At 61.2% G+C, this 13,451-nt stretch carries 14 protein-coding genes; 8 read left to right on the forward strand and 6 right to left on the reverse strand.

Annotation, left to right across the window (positions count from 1 at the left end; genetic code table 11):
- Window positions 1–13 precede the first annotated feature (13 nt).
- Window positions 14–1,315, reverse strand: coding sequence for a PQQ-dependent sugar dehydrogenase (locus tag ACQ4MM_RS22290; protein WP_431479413.1), 1,302 nt, complete (start codon window positions 1,313–1,315; stop codon window positions 14–16).
- A gap of 8 nt (window positions 1,316–1,323) precedes the next feature.
- Window positions 1,324–1,584: a hypothetical protein gene (locus tag ACQ4MM_RS22295; RefSeq protein ID WP_431479414.1), complete on the reverse strand. Its 261-nt coding sequence runs from the start codon at window positions 1,582–1,584 to the stop codon at window positions 1,324–1,326.
- An 89-nt stretch (window positions 1,585–1,673) separates the two neighbouring features.
- Here ACQ4MM_RS22295 and ACQ4MM_RS22300 point away from each other — a divergent pair, with 89 nt between their 5' ends.
- A complete protein-coding gene (locus ACQ4MM_RS22300) occupies window positions 1,674–2,531 on the forward strand; it encodes a DUF3667 domain-containing protein (protein WP_431479415.1) in 858 nt (285 codons plus the stop codon).
- Here ACQ4MM_RS22300 and ACQ4MM_RS22305 read toward each other — a convergent pair.
- The 4 genes from ACQ4MM_RS22305 to ACQ4MM_RS22320 all read right to left on the reverse strand — a co-directional run bounded on the left by ACQ4MM_RS22305 (window position 2,515) and on the right by ACQ4MM_RS22320 (window position 4,589).
- Complete coding sequence (locus ACQ4MM_RS22305) at window positions 2,515–3,189, reverse strand: alpha/beta fold hydrolase (protein ID WP_431479416.1); 675 nt, start codon at window positions 3,187–3,189, stop codon at window positions 2,515–2,517. The genes ACQ4MM_RS22300 and ACQ4MM_RS22305 overlap by 17 nt on opposite strands.
- A 60-nt stretch (window positions 3,190–3,249) precedes the next feature.
- A complete protein-coding gene (locus ACQ4MM_RS22310; protein ID WP_431479417.1) occupies window positions 3,250–3,588 on the reverse strand; it encodes a hypothetical protein in 339 nt (112 codons plus the stop codon).
- 9 nt (window positions 3,589–3,597) lie between these two features.
- Window positions 3,598–4,032, reverse strand: a complete 435-nt coding sequence (locus tag ACQ4MM_RS22315; RefSeq protein WP_431479418.1) for a hypothetical protein — start codon at window positions 4,030–4,032, stop codon at window positions 3,598–3,600.
- Between the two features lie 179 nt (window positions 4,033–4,211).
- Window positions 4,212–4,589 (reverse strand): VOC family protein, encoded by a 378-nt coding sequence (locus tag ACQ4MM_RS22320; protein ID WP_431479419.1) that lies wholly within the window; start codon window positions 4,587–4,589, stop codon window positions 4,212–4,214.
- 139 nt (window positions 4,590–4,728) lie between these two features.
- On the opposite strand from ACQ4MM_RS22320, the gene ACQ4MM_RS22325 reads away from it, so the two are divergent.
- From ACQ4MM_RS22325 to ACQ4MM_RS22355, 7 genes are all read left to right on the forward strand, one after another.
- Window positions 4,729–5,628 (forward strand): NAD kinase, encoded by a 900-nt coding sequence (locus ACQ4MM_RS22325; RefSeq protein WP_431479420.1) that lies wholly within the window; start codon window positions 4,729–4,731, stop codon window positions 5,626–5,628.
- Complete coding sequence (gene recN, locus ACQ4MM_RS22330) at window positions 5,628–7,274, forward strand: DNA repair protein RecN (protein WP_431479421.1); 1,647 nt, start codon at window positions 5,628–5,630, stop codon at window positions 7,272–7,274. Before ACQ4MM_RS22325 ends, recN begins: the two co-directional genes overlap by 1 nt.
- 208 nt (window positions 7,275–7,482) lie before the next feature.
- On the forward strand, window positions 7,483–8,535 hold the full coding sequence (gene hemH, locus ACQ4MM_RS22335; RefSeq protein ID WP_431479422.1) for a ferrochelatase: 1,053 nt from the start codon (window positions 7,483–7,485) through the stop codon (window positions 8,533–8,535).
- Window positions 8,536–8,920: 385 nt separating this feature from the next.
- On the forward strand, window positions 8,921–9,466 hold the full coding sequence (gene grpE, locus ACQ4MM_RS22340) for a nucleotide exchange factor GrpE (protein WP_431479423.1): 546 nt from the start codon (window positions 8,921–8,923) through the stop codon (window positions 9,464–9,466).
- A gap of 70 nt (window positions 9,467–9,536) precedes the next feature.
- Window positions 9,537–11,477: a molecular chaperone DnaK gene (gene dnaK, locus ACQ4MM_RS22345; protein WP_431479424.1), complete on the forward strand. Its 1,941-nt coding sequence runs from the start codon at window positions 9,537–9,539 to the stop codon at window positions 11,475–11,477.
- Window positions 11,478–11,562: 85 nt separating this feature from the next.
- Window positions 11,563–12,687, forward strand: a complete 1,125-nt coding sequence (gene dnaJ, locus ACQ4MM_RS22350; protein WP_431479425.1) for a molecular chaperone DnaJ — start codon at window positions 11,563–11,565, stop codon at window positions 12,685–12,687.
- Window positions 12,688–12,691: 4 nt separating this feature from the next.
- Window positions 12,692–13,348, forward strand: coding sequence for a carbonic anhydrase (locus ACQ4MM_RS22355; protein WP_431479426.1), 657 nt, complete (start codon window positions 12,692–12,694; stop codon window positions 13,346–13,348).
- Window positions 13,349–13,451 lie beyond the last annotated feature (103 nt).

Here is a 13,451-nt window from a genome sequence, read left to right on the forward strand (position 1 = left end):
TGTATTGGTTTTCTCAGTGGCTCGCCGGCACCACGCGCCACACCACGTTGCCTACGTCGTCCGCCACCAGCAGGGCGCCTGCCTTGTCCAGCGCCACGCCGACCGGGCGCCCCTTGGCCTTGCCGTCGCGCGTCACGAAGCCGGACAGGAAATCGATCGGCGGCCCGGCTGGGCGTCCCTCCGCAAACGGCACGAAAGCCACTTTGTAGCCGCTGAACTGCTTGCGGTTCCACGAGCCGTGCTGGCCGATGAAGGCGCCGCCTTGCCAGCTTGCCGGGAACAGTTTCGCGTCGTAGAAGGTGAGGCCGAGGGAGGCGGTGTGCCCGCCCAGCGCGTAGTCCGGCATCACCGCCTTCGCCACCAAGTCCGGGCGCGGCGACTTGACGCGCGTGTCGACGCGCTGGCCGTAATAGCTGTAAGGCCAGCCGTAGAATGCGCCGTCTTTGACCGACGTCAGGTAGTCCGGCACCAGGTCTTCGCCCAGTTCGTCGCGCTCGTTCACCACGGTCCACAGCGTCTTCGACCTGGGTTCCCATGCCATGCCGTTGGCATTGCGCAGTCCGGTTGCAAACAGGCGCGATTTGCCGGTGGCACGTTCATATTCCCAGATCGCGGCGCGGCCTTCCTCCTTGTCCATGCCGTTCTCGCCGACGTTGCTGTTCGAGCCTACCGTGACGTACAGGAAGCGCCCGTCCGGGCTGGCCGTGATGTTCTTGGTCCAGTGGTGGTTGAGCGGGCCGGCCGGCAGGTCCAATACCTTGATGCCGGCCGCGCCGATTGACGTTGCGCCTTCGGTGTAGGGGAAGCGCACGACCGCATCGGTATTGGCCACGTACAGGTCCTTATCGACCAGCACCATGCCGAACGGCGAGTTGAGATCCTTGATGAAGGTGCCGCGCGTTTTCGCCACGCCGCGTTCATCGATATCGCGCAGCAGGGTGATGCGGTTGGCGGAAGGCGTGACCGAGCCGGCCTTCTTCATTTCGTGCTGCATGATCGCGCCCTTGATGCCTTTGCCGTCCTCCGGCTTGGGCGGGGCTGCCGTCTCGGCGACCAGCACGTCACCGTTCGGCAGCACGTACAGCCAGCGCGGGTGATCGAGATCGCGCGCATAGGCGCCGACGCTGAAGCCTGCAGCGGGCAGCGGCTTGTCGTCGCCTTTCCAGCGCTCGACCGGCGCCACGTTGACGGTCGGGATCAGCTTCTTGTTCGGCTCCGGCAGGCTGGGGTTGGGGCCCCAGCCAGGCGGGTAGGACTGCGCCAGTGCGGCACCGGCGGCGACGCAGGCCGCGAAGGACAGGATGGCGGTTCGCATGGCAGGCCTCAATCGCGTTTGGTGCCGGGCAGGGGATTTGCCTTCGACTCGCTGCCGGCTTGCGGCTTTTGCAGGCCCGGCTTGCCGTGCAAGTCGGTGTCGACCAGGCCTTGCTCGACATCTTCCGCTGCCTGGCGGATCACGCTGCGGGTTTTTTGCTGGGTCTCGCCCTGCGGCGACTCGTCGCGCTCGTGCGGCAGGCGCTTGCCGCCGCTGCGTTCCACGGGCTGTTGCGTATTGACCTTGCGGTCCTTGCTGTTCGGTTCCATGGTGTGTTCCTCCTCAATTCATGGTAGCGAAGGCACGCGGCGGTGGTCGCCAGCTTGAACAGAAGCAATTCCACCGGTAGCATTGCAATATGGATATTGCCACCGACAACACTTGCCGCAACTGCGGCGCCACTACTTCCGGAAACTTCTGCCATATGTGCGGGCAGGAGACGCATTTGCATGCGCCCAGCTTCAGTGAGTTCATGCATGAGTTCATTGGCCACTACGTGGCGCTGGAAGGGCGCTTGTGGGGCACCATTTCACGCCTGTTGTTCCGTCCCGGGGTGCTGACCGCGGAATACCTGGCGGGCCGGCGCAAGCGCTATGTCGAGCCGTTGCGCCTGTACCTGTCGCTCAGCATCATCTTCTTCGCGGTGCTGAAGTTCAGCGATGCCGGCGTCGCGACCGTCGATCCTCGTCCATTGCCGCCGGGGGCGACGCAGCAGGTGGTTCCGGCGAAAGAACAGCCTGCGATTGTCAACGAGAGGCTGCAGCGGGTGCTGGAAAAGGAGACGCCCGGCATATCGCACTCGATCGACCGCTTTGACAAGATGGACGACCGCGAGAAGAGCGCTGTGATGCAGGCGGGCTTCTATAAGTACGCGCCATACGCGATCTTCCTGCTGATGCCGATTTTTGCGTTGTGGCTCAAGCTGCTCTACCTCGGAACCGGCAAGAAGTACGGCGAACATATGCTGTTCGCGCTGCATACCAATGCGTTTGCGTTCGTCATGCTCGGCGTGTTCATCTACCTGCCCGACGGCTTCCTTAAGTTTGCGGCACTGTGCTGGGTGGCCGGCTACCTGCCGTGGGCGATGCAGCGCGTCTACCGGAAGGGAAAGTGGGGGACCATCTGGCGCTGGGTCCTGCTTGGCGTGCTGCACGGGATTTCGCTGGCGATCGCCATTGTGGCCGTGATGGGGCTGGGGATTATCTCCGCTCACTAATCCGCATAAAGGCCGCGACTTCTTGCGCGGCCGGCATGGGTGCCATTTGCAGCAGGAAGTGCGGCGCATCGATTTCGGCTACCTTGGTGGCCGGCTTGATCTTGGCGATCAGGCTTGCCGCAGCACGCGGCACCAGTCGGTCGCGCGTCGCACGCAAATACAGTATCGGCACATCGCAGTGCGCCAGCCGGTCGCAGACATCGATCGCAAGTACTGCGCGCATGCGGGCACGTAGTGCCTTTGCCGTGACCTGGTCCAGCGCCAGCACGAAAGCAGCCCGGATTTGCTTGGCCACAAGCCAACCCGCCGGCAACGCTTTGAACGGCATCGCGCCGACGAAGGGCTTCAGCGCAACCAGTCCTGGCCTCGGGTTGCGCGCAAACGTGCAGCACAACACCATCCCGCGCAATTGGCCAGGCGCAGATGCAGCAATCGAAATCGCAATCGGCCCTGAAAATGACTCGCCCAGCAGGACATACGGGCGGTCGTCTGGAATCGCTGCCCGCGCAATTTCCTCCAGGCCCTCATAACCGCCGCAATGGTTGCCCGGATAGCGTACCACCCGTACTTCGAACTCGCCTCCGAGCGCTGCGATGAAAGGCCCAAACAGCTCGCCTGTGCCATCCATGCCGGGCAATAGTATGAGGACTGGATTCAATTGTCAGGTGGCGCTCATTGAGTTTCGAATGTATTGCGCTTGGTGCTGTGGCGCGCCAGCTCAAGTTGCAGGCGGTCTGCGTGCAGAATGCTTGTGAATCAGGTGCGCAAGCCAGAGCATGAAGGCGGGTGTCAGGGGCATCAGGCCGCACAGAACCAGGCCGCTGATGACTCCCTCTGGAAGGAGCTTCGGAAGTCCGTACTCGACGATTGCGCCGGATAGCGCACTGACTGCCGCGAAGGTCGCTGTCCATCGCAGCCAATTTGCTGGCCCGGCAATTGCCAACCCGACCGAAAACGTCAGGGCAATCATGATCAGCGCATAGTTTAACGAAACAAGCACCAGGAGCAGCACGAAGGCTGCCACGGTCACGGCCAGCGCTTTGACTGGTTTTTTCATGACATCAGATCAATAATCGAACTTGGTACTGCGCGTGTTCTTGCTTTGGCGCTTGACGCGTGCGGCTTCTTGCCGAGCCTCGGATTCGGCGCGCTGGCGCTGGCGTTCGCCTTCGACCGCTTGCGCTTTGGCTGCGCGCTCAGCGTAGACGGTGTCCAGGCGGCGCTGCGATTCAAAGCGTTCGCTGATGTTCTGGAAGTGGATGCCTTGCTGGGCCAGCGCAACCACCCATGCAATCGCCAATGCCCATAGCACGAAAGTGTAGAGCGATTGCCAAGTCCCAAACGAAGGTTCAAGCAGAGGACGCGCCTGCCCCAGCGCGCTCTGGCCGACAAACGCCAGCAGGCCGGCCATGACGCCCAACACCACCGTGCCAAGCACCTGCCGTTTGGCTTCCAGGCGCAATTGGTCAAGCTCGAATTGTGCTTCTGATACGGAATCCATGGCGTGGGCAAGAAGGGGTGGCAGGTCTCTCAATAGCTTGAATTCTACCTCACCTTGCCACATGGAAAGCCGCGACTGGCCTGCTTTTGAGATGGATCAGCATCCGCAATGCCGCCCGCGCACACCACGGAACTTCGCCGCCGGCCGCAAGGTAGTCAGGCTGGCGCCTGGTCAGTTCCTCACGCCGCAGCAGTCGGCTGCCACAGTTCGATCTTATTCCCGTCCGGATCGATAAACCAACCAAAGCGGCCATAGTCGAAAGATTGGGGATCGCCCACCAGCGTGCCACCGCCATCGGCGACTTGTTTCAGCGCGCCGTCCAGGTCATCCACAATGAAGTTGATCATGAAATCGCGCTTGGACGGGGCGAAGTAGGAGGTCGTGCTTTTGAAGGGGCTGAACACCGTGGCGCCATTCGACGGCATGGTGGCCGGCGCAAACGAGGCGTACTCCTTGGCTTCGTCCGGCAGGCCGAGGCAAGCCTGGTACCAGGCCATCAGCGCAACCGGGTCCTTGGACTTGAAGAAAATCCCGCCGATGCCCAATGCTTTTGCCATTCCAGTCTCCCTTGTTATATACTGTGCAAACATACAGTATTTATTAGCGTATCGGCCAGTGTCGCAATGCATGGCATGAGCAAGCATTATGGGTTACTCTGCTGCGTGTTGCCACCCCCATATTTTGACCGAGATTGATATGTCCGCTACGCATCCGATGTACAACACGATTGCACTGGTTGTCCGCCCCAACACCACCGGCATCGAAGAGCCGGTGCGCGATGTGCTGGACTTCCTGAAGCAGGGTGGGTACAGCGTGGTGCTGGAGGCCGACACGGCCGAGCACCTCGCCATCGCGGATTTCCCCTCGATGAGCGTGCAGGGCATTGGCGAGCGCGCCGATGCCGTGGTGGTGATGGGCGGCGACGGCACCATGCTGGGCATCGCGCGCCAGCTCGCCTCCTACGACACGCCGCTGATCGGCATCAACCAGGGCCGCCTCGGCTTCATGACCGACATCCGCCAGGAAGACATGCTGCCCGTGCTGGGACGCATCCTCGGCGGCACCCACAAGGCCGAACGCCGCACCTTGCTGGAAGGCCGCGTCATGCGCGAAGGGAAGGCGATCTTCTTCGGCACCGCCGTCAACGACGTGGTGGTGTCGCGCGGTGCTGGCGCCGGCATGGTGGAGCTGAGCGTCGATGTCGACCACCAGTTCATGTACAACCAGCGTTCGGACGGCTTGATCATCTCGACCCCGACCGGTTCCACGGCGTATGCGCTGTCGGCCGGCGGACCGCTGCTGCATCCGACTCTGGGCGGCATCGTGATGGTGCCGATCGCGCCGCACGCGCTGTCCAACCGCCCGATCGTGCTGCCTGATTCAAGCGAGATCGTGATCGAGATCAAGCGCGGCAAAGACACCACCGTGAACTTTGACATGCAGACCTTCGCCAGCCTGGCGAACGGTGACCGGATCCACATCCGCCTGTCGCCCCACACCATCACCTTCCTGCACCCGGAAGGCTGGAGCTACTACAACACCCTGCGCGAAAAGCTGCACTGGAACGAATACCCCTCTACTGACGGCAAAATCTGATGCTTCGAACCCTGTCCATCCGCGATTTCGTTATTGTCGATTCGATCGAGCTTGAATTTTCCCCTGGCTTCACAGTCTTCACCGGCGAAACCGGTGCCGGTAAATCCATTCTGATTGATGCACTGACGCTGGCGCTGGGTGGCCGGGGTGATGGCAGCATGGTGCGCGAAGGCGCGGCCAAGGCCGACATCACCGCCGATTTCGCGCTGACCGAACAAGCGCAGGCCTGGCTGGCGGCGAACGAATTTGCGGTGGAGGAGGGCGGCGCGCTGCTGCGGCGCGTGATCGACAATGCCGGCCGTTCCAAGGCCTTCATCAATGGCGTAGCCGCGACGGCGGGGCAGTTGCGCGAGTTGGGCGAGATGCTGGTCGATATCCATGGCCAGCACGCGCACCAGTCGCTGCTGAAAACCGATTCGCAGCGCGAGCTGCTGGATAATCAAGGCGAGTCCAACGTCCGTGAAGTGACGGCGGCATACCGCGCCTGGCGCGCTTTGTCGAAACAGTTGGAAGAATACGAGGCCAACGCGGCCAACCTGCAGTTCGAGCGTGAACGCCTGGAGTGGCAGGTAACGGAGCTGGACAAGCTGGCGCCGAAAAAAGGCGAGTGGGCGGAAATCGGCAACGAGCATTCGCGCCTGTCGCACGCGGCCAGCCTGCTGGAAGGCGCGCAGGAAGCGTTGGGCGTGCTGTCGGAGGCGGAGGATCACCCGGTGCTGTCGCAGGTCACTACGATTGCGACCCGGCTCGGCAAGCTGGTCTCGGTGGACGCCGAATTGCAACCGGTGGTCGACCTTCTCGAGTCGGCGCGCATCCAGCTGCAGGAATCCGTATATGCGCTGAATACCTACATGGACCGCGTGGAGCTTGACCCAGCGCGCTTGCGCCAGATTGATGCTCGCATGGAAGCGCTGCATTCCGCCTCGCGCAAATTCCGCGTGCAGGCTGATGATCTGCCGGACGAGCATGAGCGCTTGTCGGAAAAGCTGGCGCAACTGGCCGATGCAGCGGACCTGGAAGGCTTGCGCAAGCAGCAGGAAAAGCTGAAGACATCATATCTTGCCTTGGCTGCGGAGCTGTCGGCGGCGCGCGCGACCGCGGCGCAAGCGCTGGGCGCAGCCGTCACGCAGGGCATGCAGGAGTTGAGCATGTCCGGCGGCCGCTTCGAGATCGCGCTGCGTCCGTGCGAGCCGACAGCTTACGGCGTGGAGCAGGTGGAATTCCTGGTCGCTGGCCATGCCGGCGTGGCGCCCCGCCCGCTGGCGAAAGTAGCGTCGGGCGGCGAACTGGCGCGTATCTCGCTGGCGATCTCCGTGATCACCTCGCACGCGACGACGGTGCCGACGCTGATCTTCGATGAGGTCGACAGCGGCATCGGCGGCGGCGTTGCGGAAGTGGTCGGCCGCTTGCTCAAACGTCTTGGCCAGGAGCGCCAGGTGCTGTGCGTGACCCACTTGCCGCAAGTGGCAAGCCAGGGCAACCAGCACTTCCAGGTCGCGAAAGGACCTTCGGACAACGGCCGCACAGCCTCGCGCATCGAAGTGCTGGACCAAAAGGCGCGCATCGAAGAAGTCGCGCGCATGCTGGGCGGCCTGGAAATCACCGCCACCACCCGCAAGCACGCCCGCGAGTTGCTGGCCTCTTGAAACCGGTAAACCGGGGTCTGACCCGCAGGGTCAGACCCCCTCGGGGCGACTGCTGCGGGGTTGGTTCCAGGCTTTTGATTCTCGCAATAAGTCAAAGGCCTTAAACCGACACCCCCGAACGTTGTGCACCGGGGTCTGACCCTGTGGGTCAGACCCCGCCTTGCCGGGTTTATAATGGCGCGCCCACGAATAACAAAAAGTCCCCAAGATGCCGTTCGCCAAAGAACCCGCCCTCCAGCCAGGCTCTGTCTCCAGAACCGCCGTGGTGCTGGTCAATCTCGGCACTCCTGACGAACCGACGCCAGGCGCCGTGCGCCGCTACCTGAAGGAATTCCTGTCCGACCCGCGCGTGGTCGAAATACCGAAGGCAGTCTGGTGGTTCATCCTGAACGGCATCATCCTGCCGTTCCGTTCCAAGCAGTCGGCGCAAAAGTACGCCTCGATCTGGACCAGCGACGGCTCGCCGCTGAAATACCACACGCAAGCGCAGGCCAAGCTGTTGTGCGGCCTGCTCGGCGAGCGTGGCCACAACGACGTGACGGTGGCCATGGCGATGCGCTACGGTTCGCCATCCCTGCCGGACGTGCTTGGCAAGCTCAAGGCCGACGGCCACGACCGCATCCTGATCCTGCCGGCCTATCCGCAATACTCCGGCACCACCACCGCTTCGGTCAGCGACGCGGTGTTCGACCATTACAAGAAGGTGCGCAATATCCCCGAGCTGCGTTTCGTGCGCGACTATCACGACCACGACGGTTATATCGACGCGCTGAAAAAGACCGTGTTGGCCCATTGGGAAACCAACGGCCGTGGCGAAAAACTGCTGATGAGCTTCCACGGCGTACCGAAACGCACGATCGACCTGGGCGACACCTACCAGCGCGAATGCATGGAAACCGCCCGCCTGTTGGCGGACAAGCTGCGCCTGAATGAAAACCAGTACCTGGTTACCTTCCAGTCCCGCTTTGGCAAGGCTGAGTGGCTGCAGCCCTACACCGCGCCGACCGTGGCGCAATTGGCCAAGGGCGGGGTGCGCAAGCTGGATGTGATCTGCCCGGGCTTCACCAGCGATTGCCTGGAAACCCTGGAAGAAATTGCAATGGAAGTACGGCACGACTTCCTGTCCAACGGCGGCAAGGAATTCAACTACATTCCTTGCCTGAACAGCCATCCAGCCTGGATCGCTGCCCTGACTGAGGTTGCCGAGCAACACATGATCGGCTGGCCGACCATGTCGTCCATGCGCAAGCTGCGCCGGTAACCAGTTGTTAGCACTTGCGGGTGGTGAGTGCTAACCTGCTAAAATAACTGGTTAGGGGAAGAGTTCGCTGAAGACGATCACTGCTGTAGCAAGAACGCTCCACGCGATGATCGATGCTGTAATAAATGGCAACTTCATGATGCGCTCCGAGGGGACGCGGTGTCCAGGCACCGCATAGATTCATCTTAGTCAAAACCCCCGGTTTACGTATCTCTGAGCTTTGTAAAATTTGTAACTCTACAGTTACAGCAACCCCACCGGCGTGCGCCGGGCCTTTGCACGGAAGGGCAGAATACCCCTTGAAAAGATAGGGGCAAGCCCCATTTCTTGCTCGTGCACCAAGCAGCAACTGTCAGATAAACATGATTTTGTAGGAGTCTTTTAGATGCAAGACCAGGAAAACCAGCCAAGCCAGAACCCGGAAGTGGAGCAGGCAGAAGAGCAAACGACTCCAGTTGAAGCCCCTGCGATGTCCGACCTGGAAGCGCAGCTCTCCGCGACCGAGGCAAAACTGGCTGAAATGCATGACGCATTCATGCGCGCCAAGGCGGAAGGCGAAAACATCCGCCGCCGCGCCCAGGAAGACGTGGCCAAGGCCCACAAATTTGCCGTTGAAAGCTTCGCCGAAGCCATGGTGCCGGTGAAAGACAGCCTTGAAATGGCGCTGAAAGTCGACAACCCGACCCTGGAATCGCTGAGGGAAGGCGTCGAAATGACCCTGAAACAGCTGAATTCCGCCTTCGAGCGCAACCGCCTGATCGAAGTGATGCCGGCGGCCGGCGAAAAGCTGGACCCGAACAAGCACCAGGCCGTAGCCATGGTGCCTTCCGAGCAGGAAGCGAACACTGTCGTGACCGTGCTGCAAAAGGGTTACATGATTGCGGACCGCCTGCTGCGTCCCGCCATCGTGACGGCTGCCCAGCCAAAGTAAGCACTTGAAAAGAAACACAAATTCCACATATAAGAAGTAATTAAACTTAGTACACAAGGAAGAACAAATCATGGGCAAAATCATCGGTATTGACCTGGGCACCACCAACTCCTGCGTCGCCATCATGGAAAATGGCGCGCCGAAGGTCATCGAGAATGCGGAAGGCGCGCGTACCACCCCTTCCATCATCGCCTACCAAGAAGACGGCGAAATCCTGGTTGGCGCACCTGCCAAACGCCAGGCCGTCACCAACCCGAAGAACACCCTGTTCGCGGTCAAGCGCCTGATCGGCCGTAAGTTCCAGGAAAAGGAAGTCCAGAAGGACATCTCCCTGATGCCTTACGAGATCATGAAGGCCGACAACGGCGATGCATGGATCGGCGTGCGCGACAAGAAACTGGCTCCTCCGCAAATCTCCGCAGAAGTCCTGCGCAAGATGAAGAAGACCGCTGAAGACTACCTGGGTGAAGAAGTGACCGAAGCGGTCATCACCGTGCCAGCGTACTTCAACGACTCGCAACGCCAGGCAACCAAAGATGCCGGCCGTATCGCTGGCCTGGAAGTCAAGCGCATCATCAACGAACCTACCGCAGCCGCACTGGCCTTCGGCCTGGACAAGACCGACAAGGGCGACCGCAAGATCGCCGTGTATGACTTGGGCGGCGGCACCTTTGACGTGTCGATCATCGAGATCGCTGACGTGGACGGCGAAAAGCAGTTCGAAGTGCTGTCGACCAACGGCGACACCTTCCTGGGCGGCGAAGACTTCGACCAGCGCGTGATCGACTACATCATCGAAGAATTCAAGAAGATCAACGGCCTGGACCTGAAAAAGGATCCAATCGCCCTGCAGCGTATCAAGGCATCGGCCGAGCGCGCGAAGATCGAACTGTCGTCCTCGCAGCAGACCGAAATCAACGAGCCTTACATCGCCATGGCGAACGGCGCCCCGGTCCACCTGAACCTGAAGATGACCCGCGCCAAGCTGGAGTCCCTGGTTGAGGAACTGATCACCGCCACCATCGAGCCTTGCCGCACCGCGATCAAGGACGCTGGCGTGAAAGTGTCCGACATCGACGACATCATCCTGGTCGGCGGCATGACCCGTATGCCTAAGGTGCAGGAAAAAGTGAAAGAGTTCTTCGGCAAGGAGCCACGTAAAGACGTGAACCCTGACGAAGCAGTGGCCGTCGGCGCCGCGATCCAGGGTGCAGTTCTGTCGGGCGACCGTAAAGACCTGCTGCTGCTGGACGTGACCCCGCTGTCCCTGGGTATCGAAACCCTGGGTGGCGTGATGACCAAGATGATCCACAAGAACACCACGATTCCTACCAAGTTCTCGCAAGTGTTCTCGACCGCCGACGACAACCAGCCGGCCGTGACCATCAAGGTGTACCAGGGCGAACGTGAAATCGCTGCCGGCAACAAGGGCCTGGGCGAGTTCAACCTGGAAGGCATCCCGCCAGCAGCACGCGGCACTCCGCAGATCGAAGTGACCTTCGACATCGACGCTAACGGCATCCTGCACGTCGGCGCGAAAGACAAGGCCACCGGCAAGGAAAACAAGATCACCATCAAGGCGAACTCCGGCCTGTCCGAAGAGGAAATCCAGAAGATGGTGAAGGACGCGGAACTGAACGCGGAAGAAGACAAGAAGCTGAAGGAACTGGCCGAATCGCGCAACCAGGCCGACGCACTGGTGCACTCGACCAAGAAATCCCTGACCGAGTACGGCGACAAGCTGGACGCCGGCGAGAAAGAGAAGATCGAAGCTGCGATCACCGCCCTGGAAGCCACCATCAAGGATGGCGACAAGGCAGCGATCGACGCCAAAGTGGCAGCACTGTCCGAGGCTTCGCAGAAGCTGGGCGAAAAGATGTACGCTGACATGCAGGCGCAGCAGGGCGCGGCCGGTGCTGAAGGCGCTGGCGCCGGTGCACAGGCTGAATCCAAGCCGGCACAGGACGACGTGGTCGACGCTGACTTCAAGGAAGTCAAAGACAGCAAGTAAGCTTCACATCCGGTCAACTCGATGACCTGCCGAGCCGAGCATCCAACAGGGGCTCGCTCGGCTTTTTCGCATAAATTGGTACACCATGGCAAAGCGTGATTTTTACGAGATCCTCGGGGTCGCTAAGAACTCGTCCGACGACGAGATCAAGAAGGCCTATCGCAAACTCGCGATGAAATATCATCCGGACCGCAATCCGGATAATAAAGAGGCCGAAGAGAAGTTCAAGGAGGTCAAAGAGGCCTACGAGATGCTCACCAATCCGGAGAAGCGCGAAGCGTACGACCGTTACGGTCACGCTGGCGTTGACCCGAATATGGGGGCGGGCGGCGGTGGCGGCTTCGGCGGCTTTGGCGACGCCTTTGGCGACATCTTCGGCGATATCTTCGGCGGCGGTGGCCGCGGCCGCTCTTCCGGCCCGCAGGTGTATCGCGGCGCCGACCTGCGCTACAACCTGGAGATCACCCTGGAGCAGGCCGCCCACGGCTTCGACACCACGATCCGCGTGCCGAGCTGGGACAAATGCGACACCTGCCACGGTTCCGGCGCCAAGCCTGGCACCCAGCCGGTCACCTGCGGCACCTGCGGCGGCCACGGCCAAGTGCGCATGCAGCAGGGCTTCTTCAGCATCCAGCAGACCTGCCCTAAGTGCCACGGCACCGGCAAGGTCATTCCTGAGCCGTGCCCATCGTGCTCCGGCGCAGGCCGCATCAAGCGCAACAAGACGCTGGAAGTGAAGATCCCGGTCGGCATCGACAACGGCATGCGCATCCGCTCCACCGGCAACGGCGAGCCGGGCACCAACGGCGGTCCGCCGGGCGACCTGTATGTGGAGATCCACATCAAGCCGCACGCGGTGTTCCAGCGCGAAGGCGACGACCTGCATTGCGAGATGCCGATCAGCTTCGCCAAGGCGGCGCTGGGCGGCGAGATCGAAGTGCCGACGCTGGATGGTAAAGTATCGTTCACCATTCCGGACGGTACCCAGTCCGGCAAGACCTTCCGCCTCAAGGGCAAGGGCATCAAGGGCGTGCGTTCCGGTTATCCGGGCGACCTGTTCTGCCATGTCGCCGTTGAGACCCCGGTCAAGCTGACCGACAAGCAGAAAGACCTGCTGCGCGAATTCGAGCGTTCCACCAACGAAGGTGGTGCGAAGCATAGCCCACAGACCAAGTCCTTCATGGACAAGGTCAAAGACTTCTTCGAGTGAGTATATGAGCGACGACGTACTGAAGCACCTGCTGGAAAACAACCGCCAATGGGCGGAGAAAAAGGTCACCCAAGACCCTGACTACTTCCGCGACCTGTCGATGGTAGCGCCGGAATACCTGTGGATCGGCTGTTCCGATTCCCGCGTACCGGCAAACGAACTGCTTGGCCTGCCGCCTGGAAAAGTGTTCGTGCATCGTAATATCGCCAACGTGGTGGTCCATTCGGACTTGAATTCCCTGTCGGTGCTGCAGTTCGCTATCGAAGTGCTGAAGGTGAAGCACGTCATTATCGTGGGCCACTATGGCTGCAAGGGCGTGCATACCGCGCTGACCGGCGGCCGTGTCGGCCTGGTCGACAACTGGCTGCGCCATGTGCAGGACGTCGCGCAAAAGCACGAGCGTTACCTCGGCGCTGCGCTGGCCGATATCGGCAAGCAGAGCGAGCGCCTGTGCGAGCTGAATGTGGTGGAGCAGGTGACCAACGTCTGCGCGACCACCATCGTGCAGGACGCGTGGGAGCGCGGCCAGGAATTGACCGTGCACGGTTTCGTCTACGGCCTGAAGGACGGCCTGTTGAACGACCTGGGCATGAACATCAGCTCCCAGGCCGACCTGCAGCCTTGCACTGAGGCCCGACTGGCGGCCTACGCCCAGCAGTAATCCTGCCAAAAAAGCATGTACACTCCTGTGCATGCTTAAAACCATCACTGCCTTCTTCGCTTCCCTCGGCGCCCCGCGCGCCAGGGCGGCGGGAAATTTCCAG

Origin of the sequence: Massilia eburnea, from assembly GCF_050709955.1 — a bacterium.
Classification (GTDB): Bacteria; Pseudomonadota; Gammaproteobacteria; order Burkholderiales; family Burkholderiaceae_D; genus Rugamonas; species Rugamonas eburnea_A.

Excerpts from the sequence above, each read along its gene's own strand:
- ACQ4MM_RS22290 (WP_431479413.1), bottom strand. The coding sequence starts at position 1,315 with ATGCGAACCGCCATCCTGTCCTTCGCGGCCTGCGTCGCCGCCGGTGCC.
- ACQ4MM_RS22295 (WP_431479414.1), bottom strand. The coding sequence starts at position 1,584 with ATGGAACCGAACAGCAAGGACCGCAAGGTCAATACGCAACAGCCCGTG.
- ACQ4MM_RS22300 (WP_431479415.1), top strand. The coding sequence starts at position 1,674 with ATGGATATTGCCACCGACAACACTTGCCGCAACTGCGGCGCCACTACT.
- ACQ4MM_RS22310 (WP_431479417.1), bottom strand. The coding sequence starts at position 3,588 with ATGAAAAAACCAGTCAAAGCGCTGGCCGTGACCGTGGCAGCCTTCGTG.
- ACQ4MM_RS22315 (WP_431479418.1), bottom strand. The coding sequence starts at position 4,032 with ATGGATTCCGTATCAGAAGCACAATTCGAGCTTGACCAATTGCGCCTG.
- ACQ4MM_RS22320 (WP_431479419.1), bottom strand. The coding sequence starts at position 4,589 with ATGGCAAAAGCATTGGGCATCGGCGGGATTTTCTTCAAGTCCAAGGAC.
- ACQ4MM_RS22325 (WP_431479420.1), top strand. The coding sequence starts at position 4,729 with ATGTCCGCTACGCATCCGATGTACAACACGATTGCACTGGTTGTCCGC.
- recN (WP_431479421.1), top strand. The coding sequence starts at position 5,628 with ATGCTTCGAACCCTGTCCATCCGCGATTTCGTTATTGTCGATTCGATC.
- hemH (WP_431479422.1), top strand. The coding sequence starts at position 7,483 with ATGCCGTTCGCCAAAGAACCCGCCCTCCAGCCAGGCTCTGTCTCCAGA.
- grpE (WP_431479423.1), top strand. The coding sequence starts at position 8,921 with ATGCAAGACCAGGAAAACCAGCCAAGCCAGAACCCGGAAGTGGAGCAG.
- dnaK (WP_431479424.1), top strand. The coding sequence starts at position 9,537 with ATGGGCAAAATCATCGGTATTGACCTGGGCACCACCAACTCCTGCGTC.
- dnaJ (WP_431479425.1), top strand. The coding sequence starts at position 11,563 with ATGGCAAAGCGTGATTTTTACGAGATCCTCGGGGTCGCTAAGAACTCG.
- ACQ4MM_RS22355 (WP_431479426.1), top strand. The coding sequence starts at position 12,692 with ATGAGCGACGACGTACTGAAGCACCTGCTGGAAAACAACCGCCAATGG.